Origin of the sequence: Xanthomonas rydalmerensis, assembly GCF_033170385.1 — a bacterium.
Taxonomy (GTDB): Bacteria; Pseudomonadota; Gammaproteobacteria; order Xanthomonadales; family Xanthomonadaceae; genus Xanthomonas_A; species Xanthomonas_A rydalmerensis.
In genome coordinates this window covers 645,691-670,260 of record NZ_CP126170.1, presented here as the reverse complement: position 1 = coordinate 670,260, position 24,570 = coordinate 645,691, and the positions used below count along the sequence as shown (strand labels likewise).

At 69.3% G+C, this 24,570-nt stretch carries 22 protein-coding genes; 3 read left to right on the top strand and 19 right to left on the bottom strand.

Going from position 1 to position 24,570, the window contains the following annotated elements; all coding sequences use genetic code 11:
* Window positions 1-23 precede the first annotated feature (23 nt).
* The 6 genes from QN245_RS02920 to QN245_RS02895 all read right to left on the bottom strand — a co-directional run bounded on the left by QN245_RS02920 (window position 24) and on the right by QN245_RS02895 (window position 9,490).
* Complete coding sequence (locus tag QN245_RS02920; protein ID WP_425612905.1) at window positions 24-2,450, bottom strand: DUF3772 domain-containing protein; 2,427 nt, start codon at window positions 2,448-2,450, stop codon at window positions 24-26.
* Between the two features lie 285 nt (window positions 2,451-2,735).
* A complete protein-coding gene (locus QN245_RS02915) occupies window positions 2,736-3,755 on the bottom strand; it encodes an NAD(P)H-quinone oxidoreductase (RefSeq protein WP_317844513.1) in 1,020 nt (339 codons plus the stop codon).
* Between the two features lie 206 nt (window positions 3,756-3,961).
* Window positions 3,962-5,272, bottom strand: coding sequence for a histidine-type phosphatase (locus QN245_RS02910; protein ID WP_317844512.1), 1,311 nt, complete (start codon window positions 5,270-5,272; stop codon window positions 3,962-3,964).
* Between the two features lie 8 nt (window positions 5,273-5,280).
* Window positions 5,281-7,785, bottom strand: coding sequence for a TonB-dependent receptor (locus QN245_RS02905; protein ID WP_317844511.1), 2,505 nt, complete (start codon window positions 7,783-7,785; stop codon window positions 5,281-5,283).
* Window positions 7,786-7,899: 114 nt separating this feature from the next.
* Window positions 7,900-8,982, bottom strand: coding sequence for a FecR family protein (locus tag QN245_RS02900; protein ID WP_317844510.1), 1,083 nt, complete (start codon window positions 8,980-8,982; stop codon window positions 7,900-7,902).
* Entirely contained in the window at window positions 8,975-9,490 is a 516-nt protein-coding gene (locus QN245_RS02895; RefSeq protein ID WP_317844509.1) for an RNA polymerase sigma factor, read from the bottom strand. Before QN245_RS02895 ends, QN245_RS02900 begins: the two co-directional genes overlap by 8 nt.
* 352 nt (window positions 9,491-9,842) lie before the next feature.
* Between QN245_RS02895 and QN245_RS02890 the strand changes: the two genes are divergently transcribed.
* A complete protein-coding gene (locus QN245_RS02890) occupies window positions 9,843-10,913 on the top strand; it encodes a pirin family protein (RefSeq protein ID WP_184447341.1) in 1,071 nt (356 codons plus the stop codon).
* A gap of 173 nt (window positions 10,914-11,086) precedes the next feature.
* Here the strand turns inward: QN245_RS02890 and QN245_RS02885 are convergent, their stop codons facing one another.
* The 6 genes from QN245_RS02885 to QN245_RS02860 form a co-directional block, all read right to left on the bottom strand.
* Window positions 11,087-11,689 (bottom strand): hypothetical protein, encoded by a 603-nt coding sequence (locus tag QN245_RS02885; RefSeq protein WP_208417146.1) that lies wholly within the window; start codon window positions 11,687-11,689, stop codon window positions 11,087-11,089.
* A 231-nt stretch (window positions 11,690-11,920) separates the two neighbouring features.
* A complete protein-coding gene (locus tag QN245_RS02880; protein ID WP_026143700.1) occupies window positions 11,921-12,136 on the bottom strand; it encodes a hypothetical protein in 216 nt (71 codons plus the stop codon).
* A gap of 3 nt (window positions 12,137-12,139) precedes the next feature.
* The gene (locus tag QN245_RS02875; RefSeq protein WP_317845293.1) at window positions 12,140-12,700 is read right to left on the bottom strand and encodes a peroxiredoxin family protein; all 561 of its coding nucleotides are present in this window, start codon (window positions 12,698-12,700) and stop codon (window positions 12,140-12,142) included.
* Between the two features lie 392 nt (window positions 12,701-13,092).
* On the bottom strand, window positions 13,093-13,377 hold the full coding sequence (locus tag QN245_RS02870) for a hypothetical protein (protein WP_317844508.1): 285 nt from the start codon (window positions 13,375-13,377) through the stop codon (window positions 13,093-13,095).
* An 88-nt stretch (window positions 13,378-13,465) separates the two neighbouring features.
* Window positions 13,466-13,756, bottom strand: coding sequence for a hypothetical protein (locus QN245_RS02865; protein WP_317844507.1), 291 nt, complete (start codon window positions 13,754-13,756; stop codon window positions 13,466-13,468).
* Window positions 13,757-14,369: 613 nt separating this feature from the next.
* Window positions 14,370-15,122 (bottom strand): IclR family transcriptional regulator, encoded by a 753-nt coding sequence (locus tag QN245_RS02860; RefSeq protein ID WP_317844506.1) that lies wholly within the window; start codon window positions 15,120-15,122, stop codon window positions 14,370-14,372.
* A gap of 208 nt (window positions 15,123-15,330) precedes the next feature.
* On the opposite strand from QN245_RS02860, the gene fucP reads away from it, so the two are divergent.
* On the top strand, window positions 15,331-16,638 hold the full coding sequence (gene fucP, locus QN245_RS02855) for an L-fucose:H+ symporter permease (protein ID WP_184447344.1): 1,308 nt from the start codon (window positions 15,331-15,333) through the stop codon (window positions 16,636-16,638).
* 3 nt (window positions 16,639-16,641) lie between these two features.
* Window positions 16,642-17,016 carry an L-rhamnose mutarotase gene (locus QN245_RS02850; protein WP_317844505.1) on the top strand — a complete coding sequence of 125 codons (375 nt, stop codon included), beginning with the start codon at window positions 16,642-16,644 and terminating at the stop codon, window positions 17,014-17,016.
* A gap of 137 nt (window positions 17,017-17,153) precedes the next feature.
* Here the strand turns inward: QN245_RS02850 and QN245_RS02845 are convergent, their stop codons facing one another.
* From QN245_RS02845 to QN245_RS02815, 7 genes are all read right to left on the bottom strand, one after another.
* Window positions 17,154-18,125 (bottom strand): IS110 family RNA-guided transposase, encoded by a 972-nt coding sequence (locus tag QN245_RS02845; RefSeq protein ID WP_317844504.1) that lies wholly within the window; start codon window positions 18,123-18,125, stop codon window positions 17,154-17,156.
* Window positions 18,126-18,445: 320 nt separating this feature from the next.
* Window positions 18,446-19,765: an L-fuconate dehydratase gene (locus tag QN245_RS02840; protein ID WP_317844503.1), complete on the bottom strand. Its 1,320-nt coding sequence runs from the start codon at window positions 19,763-19,765 to the stop codon at window positions 18,446-18,448.
* Window positions 19,766-20,035: 270 nt separating this feature from the next.
* On the bottom strand, window positions 20,036-20,893 hold the full coding sequence (locus QN245_RS02835) for a fumarylacetoacetate hydrolase family protein (RefSeq protein WP_160970205.1): 858 nt from the start codon (window positions 20,891-20,893) through the stop codon (window positions 20,036-20,038).
* 34 nt (window positions 20,894-20,927) lie between these two features.
* The gene (locus QN245_RS02830; protein WP_317844502.1) at window positions 20,928-21,674 is read right to left on the bottom strand and encodes an SDR family oxidoreductase; all 747 of its coding nucleotides are present in this window, start codon (window positions 21,672-21,674) and stop codon (window positions 20,928-20,930) included.
* A 31-nt stretch (window positions 21,675-21,705) separates the two neighbouring features.
* On the bottom strand, window positions 21,706-22,587 hold the full coding sequence (locus QN245_RS02825) for an amidohydrolase family protein (RefSeq protein ID WP_317844501.1): 882 nt from the start codon (window positions 22,585-22,587) through the stop codon (window positions 21,706-21,708).
* Window positions 22,584-23,615, bottom strand: a complete 1,032-nt coding sequence (locus tag QN245_RS02820) for an aldo/keto reductase (protein WP_317844500.1) — start codon at window positions 23,613-23,615, stop codon at window positions 22,584-22,586. The genes QN245_RS02825 and QN245_RS02820 overlap by 4 nt, the downstream gene beginning before the upstream one ends.
* Before the next feature lie 491 nt (window positions 23,616-24,106).
* Window positions 24,107-24,487: a hypothetical protein gene (locus QN245_RS02815; protein WP_317844499.1), complete on the bottom strand. Its 381-nt coding sequence runs from the start codon at window positions 24,485-24,487 to the stop codon at window positions 24,107-24,109.
* Between the last annotated feature and the right edge of the window lie 83 nt (window positions 24,488-24,570).

The following is a 24,570-nucleotide window of genomic DNA, read 5'->3' as shown; positions in this document are numbered from 1 at the left end:
TACCAATCCCGAATCCCCAATCCCTAATCCCGGCGCTCCCGCGGCTCACGCAACAGCTTCACTTCCTGCGGCGACTCCAGGGCGATGCCTTCCTCGGCCAGGCGCTCCAGCAGGGCGAAGAACAGTTCGCTGCGGGTGCCGTAGGTGAGCCGCGGCGAGGCCACGTAGGCGAAGCTGTTGAGGGTGACGTGGCCGTTGGCGATGGAGTCGATGAACACCGACGGCGCCGGGTCGTCCAGCACGCCCGGATGCGCCGCGTACAGCTCCAGCAGCAGCGCGCGCAGCTTGGTCACGTCGGTGCCCAGCGACACCGCGAACTGGATCTGCACCCGGCCCAGCGGCCCGGCCAGGGTCATGTTGCGCAGGGTCTTGGTGATCAGCTCGGAGTTCGGCACGATCAGGGTGGAGCGATCGCCGACCTGGATCTCGGTGGCGCGCACGCTGATGCGGCGCACGTCGCCCTCCTGGTCGCCGATCTTGATCCAGTCGCCGATCTTGACCGGGCGCTCGGCGAGCAGGATCAGGCCGGACACGAAGTTCTGGGTGATCGACTGCAGGCCGAAGCCGATACCGACCGACAGCGCGCTGACCACCAGCGCGATCCGCTCCAGGCCGATGCCCAGCGCGGCCAGCGCCCACAACGCCGCCAGGATGATGCCGACATAGCGCGCCACCGTGCTGATCGAATTGCGCGAGCCGTCGTCCAGTTCGGTCTTGGGCAGATAGGTCTGGGTCAGCCAGCGATGCAGGTACTGCATGACGCCCAGGCCGAGCAGCAACACCAGCACCGAGCGGACGATCGCGCCCGGGTACAGCACCACCTTGTCGCTGACGCGGATGCCGTCGGACAGCAGCGAGAACCAGTCCGAAACGATCGAGACGTTGGTGCCGAACGGCATCAGCAGCGCGCCGATGCCGATCAGCAGCAGCACCACCCGCAGCAGCGCCGAGGTCAGCACCCCGGCCTGCTCCAGCCTGCTCGAGCGCACTCCGAAGGCGCCATTGGCGGCGCGGCCGATGCGGCCTTCGCTGGCGAACAGCCACAGCGCGAAGTCGTCGGCGAAGGTCATCAGCAGCCGCACCGCACCGACGATCATGGTGATCCAGATGATCTGCCGGGTGATGAACAGGCCCAGGTGCAGATAGCCCAGCAGCGCCGCCAGCAGCGCCACCACCACGGCGACCTTGACCAGCACGCCGATCAGCGCCAGGGCGCCGCCGTGCTGGCCGGGCGGCGGCGGTTGCGCGTTGGCCAGGGCCTGCTCCGCCGCTTCGGCGTACTGGCGCCGGCGCAGCCGCGACAGACTGGTCAGGGTGGCCAGGATCAGCACGCCGTAGACCAGCGCGATCACCCCATCGGCGGCGACGGTGGCCGAATCGCTGGTGCGCGCGGCCTGGTTGATCACCAGCAGCATGCTGCTGAGCCAGGCCAGCGCCGCGGTGGCCCAGGTGTACTTGCGCAGGCGCCGCGCGGTGGCATCGTCGATCGGGAACAGCCGCCAGCTCGGCTGGTTCGGCAGCAGCACGCTGGCGCCGAGCGAACCCATGAACGCCGCGGCGAAGCTGACCACCACGAAGCCGTTGAGCACTGCGTCCAGGCGCTCCGGCACCGCATCGATGCTGCGCAGCGCTTCGGCCAGGGCCAGCGCGGCCAGGCCCGGGGTCAACGTGCCCAGCAGCAGGAACCAGATCGCCAGGCCCGACCGGCGCAGGCGGCTGCCCGGCGCGCGCGACACTGCATAGCGCTTGCCCAGCCAGCGCAGCAGGTAGCGCAGCGGGAATAGCAGGATCACCGCGATGGCGATGCCGAAACCGAGCGCGCCGCTGCCATGCTCGGCGATCGCGTCCTGCAGCGACTGCATGCCGAGGGTGTACAGCGCCAGCAGCTTGGCCTGGTCGTCGGGAAAGTCGTCGGCGATCTGCTTCCACAGCGCCGGCGACAGCGGCGAGGGCGAGCGCAGCGACAGCTCCTGGCTGAAATGCTCGGCGCGCACGCGTTCGATCTCGTCGGCCAGTTGCCGTGCTTCCACCACCATCAGCTTGCCGCGCTTGACCCCCGAGTCCAGGCTGTCGCGCTGTTTGGTCAGCGCCTTGCGTTGCGCGGTGATGTCGGGCGAGTCGCCGGTGGCGGCCGGGCCGAGTTGTTGCAGGCGTGCCTCCACCTGCGCCAGCTGCGGCGCAAGGGCGTCCACCGCGGTCTGCGCATCGCTGGCGGCATCGGAGACCTGCGCGACCAGGTCCTGGAAGGCGGTCTGGTTGCCCGCATCCACTTCCTTGCCGCGCGCATCCTTCAGCGACTTGGCGGCGTTGTCCAGCAGGGTCTGCGGATCCGGCGGCGCATCGTCGGTGTCCTGCGGCTGGGCCGAAGCCACCGCCGCGCACAACCACAACAGCAGCAGGACCCAACGCAACAGGGACGACGAGGACGCGGAACGGGGCAGCAGGCGCACGCAGGGACCGGCACGGGCAAGCGCGGACCACCGCGCGTGCGGCGCACTATACGGCGCGGTGGTTGAACCGGGCCAGGGGTGGGCGCGGCGACTGGTGCGGGCACGCGTGTCGCCTGGGCGCAAGGGTGCCTGCCGGCCGCCTGTCGCAACCGAAGCGCGCCGCTCATCACGACGGAAGCCTGGCGTAGGAGCGGCTTCAGCCGCGATGAACGTTCCCGGTAACGCCCGTCGAGGCTGAAGCCGCTCCTACGATGGCAGGCGGGTCGCCGCGACCGATGCCCGGGTTCACTGCGCCGTCGTCAGCACGATCTTGCCGATATGCGCGCTGGACTCCATCAGCGCATGCGCCTGCGCCGCCTCCTGCAGCGGGAAGCAGCGGTCCACCTGCGGCTTGATCCGGCCCTGCGCCAGCAGCGGCCACACCTGCTGCTCCAGCTCGCGCGCGATCGCCGCCTTTTCCATCACCGAACGCGGGCGCAGGGTCGAGCCGGTGTGGGTCAGCCGCTTGGCCAGCAGCGGCATCAGGTCCAGCTCGCGCACCTTGCCCTGCTGGATGCCGATCTGCACGATGCGCCCGTCCAGCGCCGCGGCCTGGTAGTTGCGCGCCAGGTAGTCGCCGCCGATCAGGTCCACGATCACATCGGCGCCGCGGCCCTCGGTCAGGCGCATCGTCTCGGCGACGAAGTCCTCCTCGCGGTACAGGATCGCCGCCTCCGCGCCCAGCGCCAGGCTGGCCGCGCGCTTGTCGGCCGAGCCGACGGTGCTGATCACCCGTGCGCCGAAGGCCCGCCCCAGCAGCGTGGCGACGCTGCCGATACCGGAGGTGCCGCCGTGCACCAGCAGGGTCTCGCCGGACTGCAGGCGGCCGCGCTGGAACACGTTGGTCCACACGGTGAAGAAGGTTTCCGGCACCGCCGCGGCCTCGGTCAGGCTCAGCGCCGCCGGCACCGGCAGGGCATTGCGCTCGTGCACCACCGCGTACTCGGCATAGCCGCCGCCGGCGACCAGCGCGCAGACCTGGTCGCCCAGCCGGTAGCGTTCCACCCCATCGCCCAGGCCAACCACCTCGCCGGCGAACTCCAGCCCCGGCAACGGCGAGGCACCCGGCGGCGGCGGATAGCTGCCCTGGCGCTGCATCACGTCGGGGCGGTTGACGCCGGCCGCGGCCACCCGCACCAGCAGTTCGCCGCGCCCGGGGTGCGGCAGCGGCACGCGCACCGGCACCAAGACCTCGGGCGCACCGGGCTGGCGGATCTCGATCGCGGTCATGGTGTCGGGCAGCGCGGCGGCGTGGGTCGGGGACATGGCGGGGTCCTGGCAAGGAGCGCGGCGCACGCAGGCGCAGGCGCGTGGGGGAACCGCGATGATCGACCTTCCGCGCTGAGTGGTCCGTGACGGCGGGCGGTGTTCACGCCGGACCCGGTGGCACGCGTAGGAGCGGCTTCAGCCGCGACAGGCACGACGTAGGAACGCCCGGTCGCGGCTGAAGCCGCTCCTACGGTGCCGCCAAGCTAATCGCCCACCGGCGCCGCCTGTGCCGGCCACTCGGTCATCGGCGGCACCGCAGCCTCGACCCGCTGCGGATCCAGCCGCGCCTGCAACGCCGGCAAGGCAATCGCCAGCGGGCAGCGCAGGCGCTGGCCGCAGCCGGGCAACGGCCAGCGCCGCTCGCGCAGGCCGCGGCCATCGAAGCGGTTGGCACGCAGCGCCTGCAACGTCGGCACCACGCTGCGCAGTTGCAGGAAGTCGTGGCCGTCCTGCCGCACCAGTTCCAGCAGCAGCGCGCCGCCGGGCGGATACGCGTCCGGCTGACCGTGCACCAGCGGATCGATGCCGAACAAGCCGGCCAGGTGCGCCAAATTGGTGTCGTGCCCCAGCAGCACCAGCGCACGCGTGTCCGCCGGCGCCAGCGCCGCCACCGCCGGCGCTTGCCCGGCCGCCGCCTGCAGCGTCGCCAGCAGGTGCGCGAGCAGGTTGGAGCCGCCGGCGCGTGCCGCCGGCAGCGCACGCTTGCTGTAGCCGAAGGAGGCATTGTGCAGACCGATCAGCCGCTGCAGCGCCGCGGCATCGGCGCGTCCCCAGGCCACCTGCGGCAACGGTAGGCCCTGCGCGTATTCCAGCATCAGGTTCTCGGCCAGGCTGCCGGCGGTCTTCAACGCCTTGGCCGCCTGCGCTGGATCCTGCAGCCGCTGCGGATCGTCCAGGCGCTGCGTCTCCTGCGCGGCGCAGGTCGGGGCGGCGCAGCCGGACAGCACCCGCTGCAACGCGCGCAGGCGGCTGCGGGTGGCCGCGTCCAGGTGCAGCGGTGCCGCGGGCGCATCGTCGTCCTTGTCCTCGTCCTTGCCGAAATGGAACAGCGGGTTGTTCTGCGTCGTCGGCAACGCCAGGTAGTGCGCCCGACAGCCCTGCAGCAGGCCTTCGGTGAAGGCGGCCGCGCTGTCGTGGTTGCGCGGCGTGCTGTCGGCGATCACCAGTGCGCCGGACGCGGCGCAGTCCGGCGCCAGCGCCGCCGTGGTCAGCCAGCGCTGCCGGTAGCGCGCGCCCAGCGCCTGCATGCCGGCGGCGCCGTGCGCCGTGAGTTGGCCCGGTGCCACCGGCCATTGCGGCCAGGGCTGTGCGGCGTACTTGGCCAGGTCCTGTGGCGATTGCGTCGGTGCGCGCACGCCGTGGCGCATCACCACGATCGTCAGGCGCACCTCCGCGGCGGTCGATGCCGCATCCGCCTTGGGCGATGCGGCCGCCGGCCAGGCGACGCTGGCGACGCATAGCAACGCGGCCAGGCGCCATGCGCTGCGCACGCGTGCGAATCGGGAAGCGAACATGGCGGGCCTCAGAACTTCAGCGACAGGTCGAGGAACACGCCGCGCCCGGCCAGGCCGAAGTACAGCGGCTGGTTGTCGGAGGAGCGGGTGCCGGCGTAGCCGATCAGCGCATGCCGGTTCAGCAGGTTGTTGACGTCCATGCTGATCGAGTATCCCTTGAGACCGTAGGGCCCGTGCGTGCTGCGGTAACCCAGCGCCGCGTCCAGGCTGGCGTAGCCGCCCAGACGCTGGTCGTTGCCGAACACCGTGGCACCGCTGGGCGTGGTGGTGTTGTCCACGCCGTACTGCGCGCCCACCACCTTTTCCATCAGCGAGCCGAAGTAGCCGGTGCCGCTGTTGTACAGCAGGCCCAGCGCTGCGGTCACCCGCGGCGTGCCGGCCACCTGGGTGCTGCTGTGCTTGTAGGTGGCCTCGTTGTAGCTGGCGTTGGCGTACAGGCTCAGGACCGGCGTGAGCGCGTAGGTGGCCTCTGCCTCGGCGCCGCGGTACACCGCGCCGCCGCCGTTGACGAAGGCGCTCTCGGTGCCGTTGTCGGTCGTGACCAGGGTCTGGCTGATGTAGTTGCTGAAGTCGATGTAGTAGACGTCGGCGCCGAAGGTCAGGCCGCGCGCGGCATAGCTGGTGCCGAGCTGGTAGTTGCTGGTCAGTTCCGGACGCAGGCCACGGGTGCCGTTGAGTTCGATCACGTCGATCGGCGGCGCCAGGAAGCCGCGCGCAGCCTGCACGTAGCCGCTCCAGTGCTCGTTGAAGGCCTGGTGCAGGCTCAGCGACGGCAGCGTGGCGTCGTAGCTGGCCTCGCTGTGCGCAGGCGCCGGCGGCGTGCTCTTGTTGACCTCGGCATCGAGCTGACGTTGCACGCGCGCGTAGCGCAGGCCCGGACTGAGGGTGAGGCTGTCGCTGAGTTTCCAGTCGTACTGCAGGTACGGCTGCAAGGTGTCGGTGCGGTCGTGCAGCTTGTAGTTGTACAGCGGCCCGTACTTGGTGCCGCTGGCCGCGCCGGTGCTCATGTCCACCGGCAACTGCTGGCGCTCGTCGAGGTTGCGCTCCACCCACACGCCGGTCTGCAGTTGGCCCGGGCCGAGATCGCGCGCCAGCCGCAGCACGTCGCCGAAGGCGCGGAAGTCGTTGTCCGAGAGCTTGCCCGGCACGTCCTTGGCGGCCTTGGACAGCTTCTTGCCGGTCGCGCCGTAGAAGGTCACGCCGTTGTCGGCGGCGCTCTCGCTGGTGGGGATGCTGGTCTTGGCCGCGGTATGGTCGAAGCTGTTGTAGTAGACCTTGTTGTCCAGGTCCCAGGCGCCCAGGCGCGTGCTCAGGCCCAGGTAGGTGAAGCTGGAGTAGTAGGCGGCGGCGTTGTAGCCGGTGTAGTTCTGCAGCGTCGGATCGTCGCCCAGGCCGTAGCGCCAGCCGTGCTGCGCGATCTGCGCGCGGGTGGCGCCCTGCACGGTGTTCTGGTGCTCCTGGTTGTAGCTGCTGACGAAGGTCAGCGTGGTGGCCTCGCCGAGGTCGCTGACGGTCTTGAGGAAGGCATGCTCGCGGCGATCGTCGGTGCCTTTGAGGTAGGTATCGCTGGCCTCCTTGGATAGGTCGACGAACAGGCGCGTGTTGCCGATGTGCTCGTCGGCGCTGACGCCGCCGGCCCAGGTGTTCCAGCTGCCGCCGGTGCCGTACACGGTGACGCCGTCCACCTCGCTGGGGTTGCGCGTGCGCAGCGCCAGGGTGCCGCCGAAGGTGGCGTTGCCGATGGTGGCGCCGCCGCCGGGGCCGCGGTCGATCTCGGCCTGGCCGAGCACGTGGTTGTTGAAGTAGGCCGAGGTGGTGTGGTGCAGATCGCTGGCATCGCCGAACGGGATGCCGTCGAAGGTGATGTTGAACTGGCCATCCTGGAAGCCGCGAATGCTGATGCCTTCGTTCTTGCCCAGGCCCGGGCCTTCCGGCGAGGTGGTGACCACGCTGGGCGCGTACTTGATGATGTCGTCGTAGTTCGAATTCAGGCGCAGGCCGTCGCGGATGAAGCGCTCGTCGATCACCGAGGTTGGCTGGCTCGCCTCCAGCGGCGCGGCGCTGGGCGCCAGTGTGTCGACACTGTTGGCGGTGACGTTGATCGGCGCCAGTTCACGCGGGCCGTCGTGCTCGCCGTCGGCCTCGGCGCGCGCCGGGGCAGCGCTGCGTGGCGCCCGCGGCGCGGCGGCCGGCGCAGCGGTGGCGACGCTGCTGCGCACGATGGCGACCGAGCCGGGCGTCAACATGCGGTAGTCCAGGCCGGTGCCGGCGAGCAGCGCATGCAGTTGCTGCGGCGGCGCCAGGCCGGCCGGCGCGCCGCTGCTGCGCAGCCCCGTGGCCAGCGCCGGGTCGTACATCAATTGCAGGCCGCTGCTGCGCGCGAACTGGTCCAGCGCCTGCGCCAACGGCATGGGCGCGATGGCCGACGCGGTGACGGCGGGCGCCGACCAGGCCGGCAGCGAGGACGCACTGCCGAGCAGCAGGGCGATGGAGACGACGAGAGGCTTGCGCATGACGATCACACCGGAGGGGAGGAAGGGCGGGCCCGCGCGTACTGCGCGACGGCCATGCTTCCTAGGAGTGCCCCGGTGCGCCGTGCGGCTACCGTCGATTTCGTGAATTTTTTCTTACAGCGGTGCCGGCGCGCGGCGGATGGTCACCGCGTGCGCATCGCGCTGTACCTGCACGTCCGGCAGGCTGCCCAGATACGCGACGAAGGCCTCCGGATCGCGCAGGTGGAACACGCCGCTGACCCGCCGCGCCGCCAGCGCCGGATCGGCGATGTGCAGCGGCTGGGTGGTGTAGGCGTTGAACAGCCGCGCCACGTCGCCCAGGCTGCGATCCTGCACGCCGACCTGCGCCGGCAGCCAGGCGGTGGCGTCGGCGATGTCGGCGTGGTCGTGCCGCGCCAGCACGCGGCCCTGCGCATCCACCCGCGCCTGCTGGCCGCTGCCCAGGTCCGCCAGCGTCGGTCCTTCCGACGGCAGGTCGCTGCGGCGCCACCATGCCGGGGTATCGCTCGACACCTGCACCCGTCCCTGCAACACGGTGACCCGTGCACCGCCGGCCTGCGGGTCGACCCCGAACACGGTGCCGACATCGCGCAGCACCAGCGTCCCGACGCTGACCCGCAACGGCCGCCCGGGATCGTGGCCCAGGTCGAACACCGCCTTGCCGCGCAGCAGGGCGATGTCGCGGCGCTGCGTGCCGTAGCGCACCGCGATCGCGCCACCGCGGTCCAGGTGCACCACGCTGCCATCGTCCAGCGCGACGCTGCGCGCCGCGTCTGCCGGCGCGGCGTATACGGTCGCCGGTACCGGCGTTGGCGCGCTCAGGCGCAACGCCAGGCCGGCAGCGGCCAGCGCCAGAAGGGCCGCCACCGCTAATGGCCAGCGCCTGCGCCGTGGCGCGACACGACGCGGATTGCGCGCCATCGGCATTGCATCCACATCCGGGCGCAACGGCACCACCACCGCCCCGCTGCGCAAGGCATGCGCGCGTAGCTGCGCACTGCTGGCCTGCTGCGCCTGCGCCGCGGACGGCAGGTCGCCATGCAGACGCGCGATGTCGAAATAGGCGGCCACGTGCGCCGGCGATTGCCGCAACCAGGCCAGGAACTCGGCCTGCCGCGCCGGCGACAACGTGGTCTCGCGCTGCGCCAGGTACCAGTCCGCGGCCGCCTCGGCGCTGCGCTGCGACTCCTCACGCATAGCGCGCCATGCCCTGCCGGCATACCGCCAGGCCCTTGATGATGTACTTCTTGACCATGTGGCTGGAGATCTGCAGTTGCTCGGCGATCTCCTGGTAGCCCAGTTCGTCGCGGTAGCGCAGCGTCATCGCCGCGCGGCACTTGGGCGGCAGCCGCGCCATCAGCTCGGCCAGGCGCTGCCGGCGCTGCGCGCGATGCACCTGCGCATCGGCCTCGCACGGCACCGCCAGCCGGTCCAGCACGTCGTCCAGGCAGGTGTCGCGCTGGCTGCTGCGCTGGTGCAGCAGCGCGTGCTCGCGCATCAGGTTGGCGGCGATGGTGAACAGGTAGGCTTCGGGATTGGCGATCTCCGGCGCGTGCGCCTCGCTGCGCTGCAGGCGCAGCCACACTTCCTGCAACAGGTCGTCGGCATCCCATGCCTCGGCGCGGCGCTTGCGGAAGTAGCGGCTCAGCGACGGCCGCCATTGCAGGAACAGCCGCGACAACGCCGGCAGGGGTTCGGAACGCACCAGCCACTCGCAGTGCCGGCGCCATCGGCAGCCGGCGATTCGGAAAGGCGCGATGCTGGTCGCCGGCGATGACAGTCCGATGACGCATGGGTCGTGCGGGCACAGAGGAGCGGTTGCGCCCCAGCAAGCATTCAGTTCACGCACCGACTGCCGGGTTCGCTGGATCGGCGCATGCGACGCGGCCGGTCACCGCGCCTGCGCCATCGCCATGGACGCGGCGGCGGCGCATCCCAGCGTTTCCCGTGCGGGACAGGATGTCCTTCGGACCGGCCTTCCGTTCCCTCGGCACCGCCCCATATCGTGAAGATTGCCGCGTCCATCCTCGGGCGGCGTTCGCACGAAGGATCTTTCCATGACCGACCCCATCGTCCAGATCAAGCCGCTTGGCTTCCCTTGGGACACGATCGACCCGTTCCTGTTCTGCGTCTACCACGACGATGCCTACCCCGCCGGCAACGGCGCGATGGGGCCGGCGGCGTCCCTGCACGGCCGCGCCATCGGCCAGGACTTCAGCCGCAAGGACGGCTGGAGCATGTATCACGGCGAGGAGATTCCCGGCTTTCCCGGTCATCCGCACCGCGGCTTCGAGACCGTGACCATCGTGCGCAAGGGCCTGATCGACCATGCCGACTCGCTCGGTGCGGCGGCGCGCTTCGGCGCCGGCGACGTGCAATGGGTGACGGCCGGCGCGGGCATCGTCCATTCGGAGATGTTCCCGCTGCTGGACACGGCGGCGCCCAACCCGCTGGAACTGTTCCAGATCTGGCTCAACCTGCCGGCGCGCAACAAGCTGGCCGCGCCGCACTTCACCATGTTCTGGTCGGAAGACCTGCCGCGCTTCACTGCCACCGACGACGCCGGCCGCACCACCGAGGTGGCCTGCGTGGCCGGTCGCATCGGTCCGGTCGACGCCGCGCCCGGCAGCGCCGGCGGCCCGCTCGCGCCGCCACCGGATTCGTGGGCCGCGCAGGACGATGCCGATGTGGCCATCTGGACGATCCGCATGGCACCCGGCGCACGCTGGATCCTGCCCGCCGCGCAAGGCCGCGGCACGCGCCGCAGTCTGTATTTCTTCAAGGGCACAGCGGTGACGGTGGGCGGACGCCCGGTGACCCGCCACGCGGCGATTGAGTTGCACGCCGATCAGGCGGTCGAGTTGGTCAGTGGCGACGGCGAGGCGAGCGAGTTCCTGGTGCTGCAAGGCCGACCGATCGCCGAACCGGTGGCGCAACACGGTCCGTTCGTGATGAATACCCAGGCCGAGATCGCCCAGGCCATGGCCGACTATCGCCGCACCCAGTTCGGCGGCTGGCCATGGCAGGACGAGGCGCCGGTGCACGGCAGCGACCCGACCCGCTTCGCGCGACATCCGGATGGGCGCGAGGAGCGGCCGGCGCCGCACGCGGTCGCCGCCAACGGCTAGGGCGTGTCACCGATTCCCGAGGCCCCAACGCTGCGCGTCGCTTCGCGCCGCACCCTCACCCCAACCCCCGCCCCGCGCCCCGGCCCGCGCTTGCGGCGCGGGCGCTCCAGGGTGCGCGCGCCAGTGGCGCGCAGGCCGCACCCTGTCGCCCCAACGGGAGAGGGGCGATGCGCTCAGTAGCGGGCCGAGGCCAGCGCCTGCGCGCGCTCCAGTTGCTCGGCGATGCGCTTGCGCGCCTGCTGCAGTTCCTGGCGTGTGGCGTCTTCCTTGGCCGCCGGCACCAGTTCGGCATCGATCACCGACAGCGCGTCGGAGTACTGCCGCACCACGGCCGCCGCGTAGGCATTCATGTAGGCGGAGTTGTCCTTCTCGTCGCCCAGCGCCTGCAACTGCGCGCGGCCCTTGGCCACCTGCGCGGCGATCTTCTCGGCATCGCCGGGGCCGCCCTTGCCGGCCGTGGCCGGGTCGGCGTCGTGATGCACGGCGATGGTCTCGCGGGCGAAGTCGGCCACGGTCTTGCTGACGTTGCGCGCCAGCGCCTGCTTCGACAGCGCCACCACGTTGCCCTCCAGCACCTGCAGCATCGCCTTGGCCGAAGCGTCCCCGCCGATCGGTGCGCGACCGCTTTCGCCGCCGACCGGCGCGGCGGTGGGCTCCGGCGAGGTGGCCGGTGCAGTACGCGAGGCCTGGTCGCCGGGCTTGCCGCAACCGCTCAGCGCGATGGCGGTGAGGGCTGCAAGCAGTGACAGGCGGACGGGGTGAAAAGGTGAGGTCATGGAACGCTCCTGGTTGGTCTGCGTTCCACCATGCCCAGCCGCCGCGCAAACCTGCGTGAATCGTCGGCGGCTGGTCGTGACGCAGTGCGCGATCGCGCGCACCAGGAGCGCCTTGCAGGCTGGCCGGGTGATGACGGAGCGCAACGCGGCGGATGCTCGCTGCGCTCCGTGAGCGCCGCCATCGCATCCCCGATGCCGGAGCCGGCCTGACGCGACCGGCTCCGGCATTGCTCAGCCGCAGCAGTAGCAGACCAACGGCTTTCCGGGCCCGCCCGGCCCCAGCTCGCCGCCGAACGGCGCGCACTCCTGCTGGCAGGCCCAAGCGCTGCAGGCCGCCTCCTTCTCGATGCCGTCGCCGGCGGTCGCCTGCACCGCGCCGAAGCCCATGCTGGCCAGGAACACGGCCGCAAGCATCCCGTTGCGTAACGCTGTCCAACGCTGTTTCATGGCTTACTCCTCGATGGTTGCCAAGGCCGGCGGCGCATCCGTGCGGCGCACTGCGGCCATCAGGTCCTGCATCCGCTCCGTGGTCTCGAAGACGCCGACGCGCGCGTAGCGCACGCGCCCCTCGTGGTCCAGCGCCAGCAGCGTCGGCACGTTGCGCGCGCGGAACAGCATCAGCGCGCGGCGGTCGGTCAGCGTGGTCACCGGAAACGTGAAGCCGTGCTCGGCGGCGTAGCGCTGCGCCTGTGCGGGGCTGCACTGGCATACCCCCAGCACCTGCACGTCGGACTGCTGCGCGGCCAGATGCTGCGCCGCCTGCACCATCTGCGGTGCGGAGCGCTTGCAGTACGGGCAGGTGGTGGTGAAGAAGAACAGCACCTGGCGCTCGGCCGCCGGCTCACCCAGCGTCAGCGGCGCGCCGTCCAACGTGGTGACGGCAATGCGCGGCACGTACATGCCCAGATACGGCTCGGTGGTGCGGGTGACGAACCAGCGCCGTTCCTCGCGCAGACCGCGGTTCTGCCAGGCCAGCACCAGCACCAACGCGCAGGCCGCCAACAGCGCCAACCAACTCCAGGGAAACCGCCGTGCCATGCCGTGTGTCCGTGTCGCCGTGTTCCCTGCAGGCTGCGCAGCGCTGGCGCGATGGTCAACGCTTTGCGCCCGCAAGCGGCGAGTGCGTGATCAGGCTGGGGATCGAGTCACGCGCACCATGGGCGCACATTCCAGCGGTGTGGCGCACAGTTAGGCATGCAGCGCAGGCGCGGGCATGCGCGACCTTGCCGCGTGCTGGGCGCGCGCGGCGAGAACAACGGCACAAGGGATGCTTCGCATGGTCGACGGACGAGCGGCGGCACGTCAGGGGGAACGTCTCTCGAGCGCTGCACGTCGCAGACGGCTCAGGCAGCCTATCACTGCATCAAACCGCGCCACGCAGTGGCGCCGGCTTGGATCGATTGTTAGGCAGCAGCCCTTGATCTGCAGTAGGAACGGTTACCAACCTTCTCGTGCTCGAGAACGCCTTGATCTTCGAGCACCCTGGCGAGGATGGCGAACAACCAGCCCTTCGGACCGTACTGCCGCCCTTGCTGCGGCGTAGCGACAAAGTTGAGCTCGAGGGCGTCTTTGACGTGAACCGTGGGAACCCATCGTTCGACGTAGTCCGCCTCACAGCTACGCACAAAGGCGAGGAGCTCATCGGCAGCCGCTTGGATGTGAACGTGAATTTGTTTCTTATGGTCCACGATAGCCTCGTTGTCTCCGTGCTGCCTAACGCCTGAATTAAGCCGCGCGGCGAAGCGGCATCGGCTTGAATGAATTGTTATGTTGCGACTACTTGCTCTTTGGCTTGTAAGTTTTGTGGGTTAGTAAGTGCCATGTGTCAGGAAGCATTTGTCCTTGCCGATTAGGACTTGCTTCAATGAACATGAAGCGCCCCTTTGTTCCATTGACTGACACGAATTGATCGTAAAGCTCTTGTGCGGATCCATCTGAAACCACATAGAAGCAGTTTGGGATGTCGTATCGCCAGTGCGTGATGAGCGGAACGCTGTTGAGAGCATTCTTAACTTCATCTCTTGTGCCTACGGTAGCGTCATAAATGAAGAGATAAGCGCGGCTCATTGTGGTTCTCCATCTGAGCCACGGGGCAGAAGTTCTGGGTTGCTTATGACTGCGTCCAGGCTGATTTGGACGGGACTTGTGTCGCCCTTCTGCTGAGCAAGCTCAATTGTCCGCTTTTTAATTTGAAACTCCTCAGACTGAAGCTTATCTCTGTCAAAAAACAATAGAAAAAGAAATCCTATGAGTGCGATTACGACGGGGGAACAGCCTATAGCAACCACCCATTTGGGAAGATTTGGGTGAATTGCTCCTGCGACGAGTGTTGGCACAGTGATGATTGCGCATAGCCAAAGTATTGGATTGAGCGCACTGCGTACCATTAGCTTCCCACCGGACTCAACGGCTCTGCTGAAGATTTGCTCTTTTATCCCTCTCCCCAAGAATGTTTCTTCGCAGCATAACGCCTGAGTTAAGCCGCGCCGCGTCGTGGCGTCGGCTTGAATGAATGCCTGGGCTGCAGTGCAAGGATATGTCAACGCATGGACCATGCTCCCCAGCAGCGCCACCGAGCGTTGAGCATGCCACGGATCGCGATCGCGGTGCTTACGAGCTCCACTTGCTTCTTGCACGCCGCCATGGCATCCCAGCCCCGGACTCGCCAGGGCCACGGTAACTACGCCAACGCCGCACTGATCTGCGCCGCGGCATCGCAGACCGCGCGCATCGCCGCCTGCGCGTCGATCGGTTGCGGGCGGCGTTCGATGAAGGGCACGGTCAGGGTGTAGCGGGCGATGCCGTGCTGCAGGATCGGTGCGGTCAGGTCGATCACCCCGACCACCGCCTCGCTGGGATGGATGCTGTAGCCCAGGGCGTGTACCTCCTGCGCCGCGGCCAGGAACGCGGCGCGGTCGTACGCCACCTCGCTGGCGTCCAGGCGTTGCAGCAACTGCGCCTGCGCGTCGGCCGGCTGGAACGCGAACAGCACCAGGCCGGAGGTGGAGTGCGCGAACGGACGGCGGTGGCCGGGACGCACCACCAATCCCAGGTCGCTGGGCACGTCCATCTGCGCGATGACCACGATCTGGTCGTCCGATGGCGCCACCAGGTGGCAGGGCTGGCGGATCGCGTCGGCCAGCGCGCGCATCACCGGCAGCGCCACTTCGGTGACGTTCTGCACCCGCGGCTGCTGCATGCCGAGCATGAACAGGCGATTGGTCAGCGTGTAGCCGCCCTCGCCCGCGGCCCGGGTCAGGTAGCCGCGCTCTTCCAGCACCTGCAGCATGCGGAAGATCTCGCCGCGCGAACGGCCGATGCCCTGCGAGATCTCGCCCATGCTCATCGGCCGCGCATCGCGCGCCAGCAGCTCCAGGATGTCCAGTCCCTTGTCCAGGGCGGGCGCACGGTACTTGGGCAAAGGGGTGGTCATTCCGTCGAGGACCCGGTAGCTGGTGAAGAGGACTAGGGTACAGGGACGCCGCACCGGCTCGCACCGCTGGCGCCTGCGCTGCTTCGGTCGGCGGCTGCACCATGCAAATATGAACTCAAATTTTATATTTGCATGGCACTCGCCGGCGCAGTACGCTCCGCCGACAATCCGAACGCGACGCGGCACACCTTGGGAGGGGTAGGCGGCAATGCACTACAGCAGCGAACGCGCCACGCCGGCGCCCGCCAGTCTCACCCGGACCGCGCTCGCGCCGTTGGTCCTGATCGTCAGCCTGTTCTTTCTGTGGGGCATGGCGAACAACCTCAACGACATCCTGATCAAGCAGTTCAAGAAAGCGTTCGAACTGACCGACCTGCAGGCCGGGCTGGTGCAGAGCGCGTTCTACCTGGGCTACTTCGTGTTTGCGATCCCGGCGGCGATGTTCATGCGCCGCTACAGCTACAAGGCCGCGGTGGTGCTGGGCCTGCTGCTGTACGCGGTCGGCGCGTTCCTGTTCTACCCCGCCGCGCAGGTGCACACCTACTGGCTGTTCCTGCTGGCGCTGTTCGTCATCGCCAGCGGCCTGGCGTTCCTGGAAACCACCGCCAACCCGCTGGTCACCGTGCTCGGCCCTGCCGAGGGCGCGGCGCGGCGGCTGAACCTGGCGCAGGCGTTCAATCCGCTGGGCTCGATCACCGGCATTCTGGTCGGCCAGCACTTCATCCTGTCCGGCGTGGAGCACACCCCGCAGGAACTGGCCGCGATGGCGCCGGCCGCGCGCGAGGCCTTTTTCTCTGCCGAGTCGCTGGCGGTGCAGACGCCGTATCTGATCATCGGCGCGGTGGTGCTGCTGTGGGCGCTGCTGATCGGGCTGACCCGCTTCCCGGCCACCCGCGCCGGGGGCGACGGCGCCCACGCCGGCGGCTTCGGCCAGTTGCGGCGCAACCGCCGCTTCGTGTTCGCGGTGATCGCGCAGTTCTTCTACGTCGGCGCCCAGGTCGGCATCTGGAGCTACCTGATCCGCTATCTGCAGGACGGCGTGCCCGGCACTCCGGAGAAGACCGCCGCCGATTTCCTCACCGTCTCGCTGGTGCTGTTCATGGCCGGCCGCTTCATCGGCACCGCGCTGCTGCGCTTCCTGCCGCCAGCGCGGCTGCTCGGCGTGTTCGCCCTGCTCAACCTGCTGCTGTGCGCGGTGGCGGTGGCGCTACCGGGCTGGATCGGCCTGTATGCACTGGTCGCCAGCAGCCTGTTCATGTCGGTGATGTTCCCGACCATCTTCGCCCTGGGCCTGGACGGGCTGGACGACGACGCGCGCAAGCTGGGCGCCTCGCTGATCGTCATGGCGATCATCGGCGGCGCCGCGCTGACCGCGGTGATGGGTGCGGTGTCCGACCATGCCGGCATCCACTGGGCGATCACGGTGCCGGCGCTCGGCTTCGCGGTGATCCTCGGTTTCGCGCTGCATGCGGCGCGACACCGCGTGGCGTCCCTCCCCTCTGCCCGCGGAGCCTGAGCCATGCCGCGCCACTGCTACCTGCTGGACCTGCACGACGACCCGGCGCTGATCGCCGAATACGAACGCTGGCACCGTCCCGACACCGTCTGGCCGGAGATCGTCGCCTCGCTGCGTGCCGCCGGTATCCGCGAGCTGGACATCCACCGCTGCGGCGACCGCCTGGTGATGCTGATGGAAGTGGACGAGGACTATTCGCCCGCAGCCAAGGCCGCCGCCGACGCGGCCAACCCGCGCGTGCGGGCCTGGGAAGCGCTGATGTGGCGCTTCCAGAAACCCTTGCCCGGGTCGGCGCCCGGCGAGAAATGGCGCGAGGCGCTGCAGATCTTTTCGTTGCAGGCGGCGTTGGCGGAACAGGAGCGCAAGAGCACGGGCTGAGGCGTTTGCGAGAGGGACGTCCGTCCCGACGGCTGCTGCGGCCGGTGGGTTGGTCGGCTTCGCTCGTCGCGGCTGAAGCCGCTCCTACGAGAGCGCCGGCGCAGCGCGGATCGCACACGTAGATACCGTCTTACCCCCTAGCAGGCAAGGCTCCTTTTCGGGTCGAACGCGGTGCCCGATTTGAGGACGCCATAGGCGAGGTGCAGGAGCTTGCGCATGGCGGCGCACACGATCTGCTTGCCGGCTTTGCCGCGTTCGCTTAGCCGCTGTTTCAGCGCCCGGATGACCGGGTTGTGGGTCATGGCCACCAGGGCCGGCATGAACAGGCCCGCGCGCAGGCGGGGCGAGCCGGTGCGCGAGATGCAGACATGGCCTTTGCGGTCGCCCGACTCCTGCAGGCACGGATTCAGGCCGGCGAAGGCGGTCAGCGCCGAGGCATCGGCAAAGCGCCTCACATCGCCAAGCTCAGCCAGCATCAAGGCCGCACTGGTGTCGGCGATGCCCTGGATGCTCACCAGTAACTCGCGCTGCCCCCGCAAGGTCGGATCCTGGTCGATATGGTCATCGATGGCCTGCTCGATCTGGGCGATGTGATGTTGCAGATCGGCCAGATGGACCTGGATCGAGTCCTTCACCTGGGCCGGAGCGACGTCCAGCCGGTTGCGCTCCATCTGCAGCATCTGTTGCAAGTCCTGGCGCCGGCGCACCAGTGCCTTGAGCTGCTTGAGCGCCGGCGGATCAGGGTGCCAACGGCGTAACTGCTCGCGGTGACGCAGGGCATAGCTAGCGATCAGCTTGGCATCGCTGCGATCGGTCTTGACCCGGCTGAGCTGGCTGCGTGCATACGCGGCCGTCTGCGCCGGGTTGAGCACGCACACCCGATAGCCTCGTGCGTGGAGGAACTCGGCCAGTGCCTGGTGGTAGGTGCCAGTGGCCTCCATGGCGATCCAGCTCTCGGGCTGCGCATGCGTCTGCAGCCATGCCTGCAGGGCCTGGAAGCCCTTGGCATCGTTGGACAACTTGGCCTTGGTACGGTGCTTGCCATTGGTCAGCTCGCTGGCCACATCGAAACTGCGCTTGGCGACGTCGATGCCGATGACGGGAGACATACGCGATTCCTCCATCGTGTCAGGGTCATGATCGGCGCTGTGCCCGGTCCTGCCTTGTCGATGCGAGTTCACGCCGGGGGCGGACTCTGGATACCGTTCGGACACCCAAGGGCCAGCATGTGGAGAGGGGAGCCGATCTACGATGCAAGCTCGAAGCTTCAGGAGCGACTGGACTTCCCACACCTCCTCCGATGATCAGTCGGAAGACATGACGCCTGTTTAGGGGCGCCAGGTCCAGATACAAGGAGCGGCTTCAGCCGCGACCGCTTCAACGCAGCCGGTGCGCTTCCGTCAGCGGAAACGCACCTACACCGCAAAACTCAGGCGCCCTGCGCCGCCAGATCCGCACTCCAGAACGGGCCATCCGGATACAGGAACTCGCTGACCGAAGTGGCATGCATCTCGGCCGAGAAGCCCGGCGCCGTCGGCGCCAGGTAGCGGCCGTGCACGATCCGCACGGGGTCGACGAAGTGCTGGTGCAGGTGGTCGACGAACTCGATCGCGCGGTCTTCCATCTTGCCGGTGATGGCGACGAAATCGGCCATCGCCAGGTGCTGCACCAGTTCGCACAGGCCCACGCCGCCGGCATGCGGGAACACGCGCACGCCGAACTTGGCCGCCAGCAGCAGGATCGCCAGGTTCTCGTTGACGCCGCCCACGCGCGCGGCATCGATCTGGATCAGGTCCACCGCGCCGGCCTGCAGCAACTGCTTGAACACCACGCGGTTCTGGGTGTGCTCGCCGGTGGAGACCGGCACCGGCGCGATGCCGCGGCGGATCGCGGCATGGCCGAGCACATCGTCGGGGCTGGTCGGCTCCTCGATCCAGGCGATGCCGAACTCGGCCAGCCGGCGCATCCAGGCGATCGCCGGGCCCACGTCCCAGCGCTGGTTGGCGTCCACCGCCATGGCGATGTCCGGGCCGATCGCTGCGCGCGCCAGGCGGCAACGGCGGATGTCGTCCTCCACGTTGGCGCCGACCTTGAGCTTGATCGTGCGAAAGCCGTCGGCCACCGCTTCCTTGGCCAGGCGCACCAGCTTCTCGTCGGAATAGCCGAGCCAGCCGGGCGAGGTGGTGTAGGCCGGATAGCCCTGGTCGAGCAGGGTCTGGATGCGCTCGGCGCGCAGCGGTTCGGAGTCGCGCAACATGGCCAGCGCCTCGTCCGGGGTCAGCGCGTCGCTGAGGTAGCGGAAGTCGATCGCGTCCACCAGTTGCTCCGGCGACAGCTCGGCGATGAAGCGCCACAGCGGCTTGCCGGCGCGGCGCGCGGCCATGTCCCAGGCGGCGTTGACCACGGCGCCGATGGCCATGTGCATCACACCCTTTTCCGGGCCCAGCCAGCGCAGTTGCGAGTCGTCGGTGAGGCTGCGCGCGAAACCGCCCAGATCGCCGATCACCGTCTCCACGTCGCGGCCGACCACGTGGTGCGCCAGTGCCGCCACCGCCGCGCTCTGCACATCGTTGCCGCGGCCGATGGTGAAGGCCAGGCCGTAGCCGGCGAGACCATCGTCGGCATCGGTGCGCAGGCGCAGATAGGCGGCCGAATAATCCGGATCCGGATTCATCGCATCGGAACCGTCCAGTTCGCGCGAGGTGGGGAAACGGACGTCGAAGGTCTCGAGCGCGACGATTTTGCTCATGGGGATCCTGGTCGATGAAGCGGTGAGAGGAACAGGCAAAACAACGATGGAGCAGCCCCTCTCCCCCCGGGAGAGGGGTTGGGGTGAGGGTGCGGTGGTGCACGACTGCAGCCGCCCCAGCAAAACAAGAACGAAGCTAGGAGCAAGCAGCGGGACCGCTCACGCGCGAGCGAAAGCCACACCGGGATGCATGGCGAGGTGGCTTCGCCCCTACCCTCACCCCAACCCCTCTCCCGGAGGGAGAGGGGCTTTTTCTCTCGCGTCGTGCAGCTACTGCGCGTCGCGCGGATGCGCGACGACGGCCTGGCGTTGCTCGCCCAGGCCTTCGATGCCCAGCCGCATCACGTCGCCCGGCTTCAGGTACACCTGCGGCTTCTGCCCCAGGCCCACGCCCGGCGGCGTGCCGGTGCTGATCACGTCGCCCGGCAGCAGGGTCATGTAGCGGCTGATGTGGCTGACCAGCTCGGCCACGCCGAACACCATCGTGCGGGTGCTGCCGTTCTGGTAGCGATGGCCATTGACCTCCAGCCACATCGACAGGTTCTGCGGATCCGGCACCTCGTCGGCGGTGACCAGCCATGGGCCGATCGGGCCGAAGCCGTCGCAGCTCTTGCCCTTCACCCACTGCCCGCCGTGCTCGAGCTGGAACGCGCGCTCGGACAGATCGTTGATCACCGCATAGCCGGCGACGTGCGACAGCGCGTCCTCCACCGACACGTCGCGCGCGGTATCGCCGATCACCACGCCCAGTTCCACTTCCCAGTCGGTCTTGAGCGAACCGCGCGGGATCGTCACCGTGTCGTTGGGGCCGCTGATCGCGCTGGTGGCCTTCATGAACAGCACCGGCATCTCCGGCACCGCCATGCCCGACTCGGCGGCGTGGTCGGCGTAATTGAGCCCGACACAGATGAACTTGCCGACGCGGCCCACGGCCGCGCCATAGCGCACCTCGCCGTCCACCTGCGGCAGCGTGGCCGGATCGAGCGCGCGCAGCCGGGCCAGGCCAGCGGCGGTGAGGTGCTCGCCGGCGACGTCGTCGATCACCGCCGAGAGATCGCGCAGGTGGCCGTCGGCATCGAGCAGGGCCGGGCGTTCGTGGCCGGGTTCGCCGTAACGCAGCAGTTTCATGGGGAAATCCTCTGTCGAAAAGGGGATGGCGCGGTCAGTTCGACCAGCCACCGTCGATGATGTGGGTCTGGCCGGTGGTGAACGAGGATTCGTCCGAGGCCAGGTACACCACCAGCTGCGCGATCTCGCGCGGGTCGCCGAGGCGGCCCATCGGCTGGCGGTCGGTGAAGCTCTTCCACACCGCCTGCTCGTCGCCGCCTAGCGCCTTGACCCGCTCGCCTAGCGACGGCGTCTTGATCGTGCCGGGGCAGATCGCGTTGCAGCGGATGCCCTTGGCCACGTAGTCGGCGGCGATGGCCTTGCTCAGGCCGATCACCGCCGCCTTGGTCACGCCGTAGGCGAAGCGGTTGGGCACGCCCTTGATGCTGGACGCCACCGAGGACATGTTGACGATGCTGCCGCGGCCCTGCGCGAGCATGCCCGGCAGCACCGCCTGGCACAGGTAGTACATCGCATCGACGTTGATCGCAAACGAGCGCTTCCAGGCCGGCGTGTCGCAGTCGAGGATGCTGCCCTGGTGCACGTAGCCGGCGCAGTTGAACAGCACGTCGAAGGTCGGCTGCGCCGCCACCAGCGCCTGGATCGCGGCGGCATCGGTGACATCCAGGGTTTGCGTGGCGATGCCATCGGACTCGGCGGCCAGGGCCTGCAGCGCGGCGGCGTCGATGTCGGTGGCCAGCACCTGCGCGCCTTCGCGCGCGCAGGCCAGTGCGCTCTCGCGGCCGATGCCGGCGCCGGCGGCGGTGATCAGGCAGCGCTTGCCTTGCAGACGGCCGCTCATGCGCGGCTCCCGGAAACGGACGCGAACGTGGTCATGGGTCGGGACTCCAGGTCGGGGGGAAAGCAATCGGATCGGACAGGCGATAGACGCGCCGCGCATTGCCGGCGAACACCGCCTCGGCGGCGCCGGCGGCGTGCTGCGCGACCCAGGCCTGCGCCAGCGCCATCCAGGCGGCGTAGTCGGCACGCTGGGTGAGCACCGGCCAGTCGCTGCCCCACAGCAGCCGCTGCGCGCCGAAACAGGCGAACAGGTGCACCACATAGGGGGCAAGCGCGGGATCGTCGATGGCGGCGTCGGCCGGCAGTTCGGTGAGCAGGCCGGACAGCTTGCACACCACGTTGGGGTGCTGCGCCAGGTGCGCGAGGCCGTCGGCCCAGGCCTGGAAGCCGGCAGCGCCGATGGCCGGCTTGCCGGCGTGATCCAGCACCACACGCAACTGCGGATGACGCTGCAACCGCGCCAGCAGCGCCGGCAGGTGCAGCGGCCGCACCAGCGCGTCGAAAGCCAGGTCGTGCTGCAGCAGCGCATCGAAGGCCGCGTCCAGCTGCGGCCGCGCCAGCCACTGCGGATCGGCCAGATCCTGCACCATCGGCCGCAGCCCCTTGAGCAGGCCTGCGCCTTCTGCGCACAGCGCGGCGATGCGCGCGGCGACGTCGGCCGCCTCGAAATCCACCCAGCCGACCACGCCAGCGATACGCGGCTCGGCGCGCGCCAGCTGCAGCAAATAGCGCGTTTCCGCCTCGCTTTGCGCCGCCTGCACCGCCACCAGCGCGGTCACGCCGTGCGCGTCCAGCGTCGCGGCCAGGTCCTCGGGCAGGTAGTCGCGGTACAGCACGCCCAGCTCCGGCGTCAGCCAGGTGTAGTCGCCACGCGCCAGGCGCCAGAAATGCACATGGGCGTCGATCGCGTTCACGGCGTCGGCACCGGCGCGCGCAGCAGGCCGTCGTCGCGCAGCTGTTGCCACAACGCAGCGGGAATCGACGCGCGCAGACGTGTGGCGGCGCTGGCCACTTCCGCCGGCGTGCGCATGCCGGCGACCACCGTGCTCACCGCCGGATGGGCCAGCGGAAACTGCAGCGCCGCCGCGCCCACGTCGACACCGTGCGCCGCGCAGGCCGCGAACAGGCGCTGCGCGTGCTGCAGCGTGGCCGGATCCACCGGCGCGTAGTTGTAGGTATCGCCCGGCCCGCGCGCGTCGCTCAGCAGGCCGGAGCTGTACGGCCCGGCGACCAGGATGCCGACCTGCCGCTGCAGCGCCTGCGCCATGATCCGCTGCGCGGCATGCTGTTCGAGCAGGGTGTAGCGGCCGGCGAGCATCACGCAATCGAGCGGGAACAGCGGCATCAGTTCCACCGCTACGTCTTCCTCGTTGACACCGATGCCGATCGCCCGGCACGCGCCCTGCGCCTTGAGCGCGGCCATCGTCGGCAAGGCCTCGTCCAGCGCCTGCCGCAGCATCGCCGGATGGCGCTCGGCGTGGGTCAGGCGGCCGATGTCGTGCAGCAGCAGCACGTCGATGTGATCGGTGCCGAGCCGCTGCAGGCTGCTCTCGAACGCACGCAGCACGCCGTCGCGGCTGTAGTCGAACTCGGCGCGGCGCCCGGCCACGGCGAAGCCCTCGCGCCCCGGCGCCGCCGCGGCATCGTCGTAGACGCAGCGCCCGACCTTGGTCGAGAGCGTGTAGCTGGCGCGCGGCAGCCCACGCAGGCCCTGCCCCAGGCGCTGCTCGCTCAGCCCATAGCCGTAGTACGGCGCGGTATCGAAATGGCGGATGCCGGCGGCATAGGCGTCGGCCACCGCGGCCAGCGCCACCGTGTCGTCCACCTCGGCGTACAGATTGCCGATCGGCGCGGCACCGAAGCCCAGCGTGGACAGGTGCACGCCGCTGGTGCCCAGCGGGCGCGGCGCCAAGGCGTCGGCGGCGGCAGCGTTCAGCGCCATGCGCGCACTCCCGGCATGACAGCCACAGCGGATCGCCCACGGACGCGCGAGGGACGGTAGCTGCTGGGGTTGCGCATGGCACGCCTCTGCCCGGGATCGGGCGCGATGAGTTAAGGCCGCAGCATGCACGCCCAGGATGGCAACGGGCGCCGCGACTGTTCGCCTATGAATATAGCAATCACAAGTGAACAATCAACCTGCAGCGCAGCAATCGCTTGCGCAGCGCCCGGCCGGCGGCCCGCGAGCAGCGGCGAAGGCACAATGGCGTCGCCTCACTGACCCAGCGCCGGCGCGCTGAGGGCCGCGATGCCGCGGCTGCCGATCGCGCTGCGCAGCCGTCACGGATCGCACCAGGGGAGCACCGCTGACTCCGCAGCCCGCCAGCGGCGCATGCCGCCGCGGCGCGCCCGACCGATGTCGGACGGGGCGACAGCGATGCCGACCGGTCGTTTCGCGCAGCGGCGCCTCGCCCACTGCGCTGGTCCGCGAACTCAGCGCACGACCGGCCGCTCGCCGAATGCCAGCCGGGTCGCCTTGCGATCGAACTGCAGTGCCGCGCGCATGCGTCCCTCGGTCATCGGCCGCACGATCCAACGCACCTGCGCCTGGCCGAAGCCGGACGTCACCACCGGAATGGCCAGGAACCAGCACGGCCCCGGCCCGACGCAGTACCAGAACGCATCGGCCGTGTGCAGCGCGGCATCCGGCGCGATCGAATACACATGGCCGTAGCTGCTTTCGATGTTCTGCTTGGATTTCTTGACCACGGTCAGGTCGCCGCCGTGCAGCGGTCCATGCTCGCCCGGAAACGCCTGCTCGCGGAACGAGGCATCCAGCAGGTCCGTCACCTGGCTGCGCCCCATGCGATACAAGGTCCGTCACCTGGCTGCGCCCCATGCGATACAAGGCTCGGATCAGCATCGCGGCGCTGCCCAGGAAGACGATCGCGATCAAC

Coding starts and splice junctions, on each gene's coding strand:
- QN245_RS02900 (WP_317844510.1), bottom strand. CDS start 8,982: ATGCGTGAGGAGTCGCAGCGCAGCGCCGAGGCGGCCGCGGACTGGTAC.
- QN245_RS02910 (WP_317844512.1), bottom strand. CDS start 5,272: ATGTTCGCTTCCCGATTCGCACGCGTGCGCAGCGCATGGCGCCTGGCC.
- QN245_RS02845 (WP_317844504.1), bottom strand. CDS start 18,125: ATGTCTCCCGTCATCGGCATCGACGTCGCCAAGCGCAGTTTCGATGTG.
- QN245_RS02905 (WP_317844511.1), bottom strand. CDS start 7,785: ATGCGCAAGCCTCTCGTCGTCTCCATCGCCCTGCTGCTCGGCAGTGCG.
- QN245_RS02860 (WP_317844506.1), bottom strand. CDS start 15,122: ATGACCACCCCTTTGCCCAAGTACCGTGCGCCCGCCCTGGACAAGGGA.
- QN245_RS02830 (WP_317844502.1), bottom strand. CDS start 21,674: ATGAGCGGCCGTCTGCAAGGCAAGCGCTGCCTGATCACCGCCGCCGGC.
- QN245_RS02885 (WP_208417146.1), bottom strand. CDS start 11,689: ATGACCTCACCTTTTCACCCCGTCCGCCTGTCACTGCTTGCAGCCCTC.
- QN245_RS02820 (WP_317844500.1), bottom strand. CDS start 23,615: ATGGCGCTGAACGCTGCCGCCGCCGACGCCTTGGCGCCGCGCCCGCTG.
- QN245_RS02865 (WP_317844507.1), bottom strand. CDS start 13,756: ATGAGCCGCGCTTATCTCTTCATTTATGACGCTACCGTAGGCACAAGA.
- QN245_RS02880 (WP_026143700.1), bottom strand. CDS start 12,136: ATGAAACAGCGTTGGACAGCGTTACGCAACGGGATGCTTGCGGCCGTG.
- fucP (WP_184447344.1), top strand. CDS start 15,331: ATGCACTACAGCAGCGAACGCGCCACGCCGGCGCCCGCCAGTCTCACC.
- QN245_RS02840 (WP_317844503.1), bottom strand. CDS start 19,765: ATGAGCAAAATCGTCGCGCTCGAGACCTTCGACGTCCGTTTCCCCACC.
- QN245_RS02915 (WP_317844513.1), bottom strand. CDS start 3,755: ATGTCCCCGACCCACGCCGCCGCGCTGCCCGACACCATGACCGCGATC.
- QN245_RS02890 (WP_184447341.1), top strand. CDS start 9,843: ATGACCGACCCCATCGTCCAGATCAAGCCGCTTGGCTTCCCTTGGGAC.
- QN245_RS02835 (WP_160970205.1), bottom strand. CDS start 20,893: ATGAAACTGCTGCGTTACGGCGAACCCGGCCACGAACGCCCGGCCCTG.
- QN245_RS02850 (WP_317844505.1), top strand. CDS start 16,642: ATGCCGCGCCACTGCTACCTGCTGGACCTGCACGACGACCCGGCGCTG.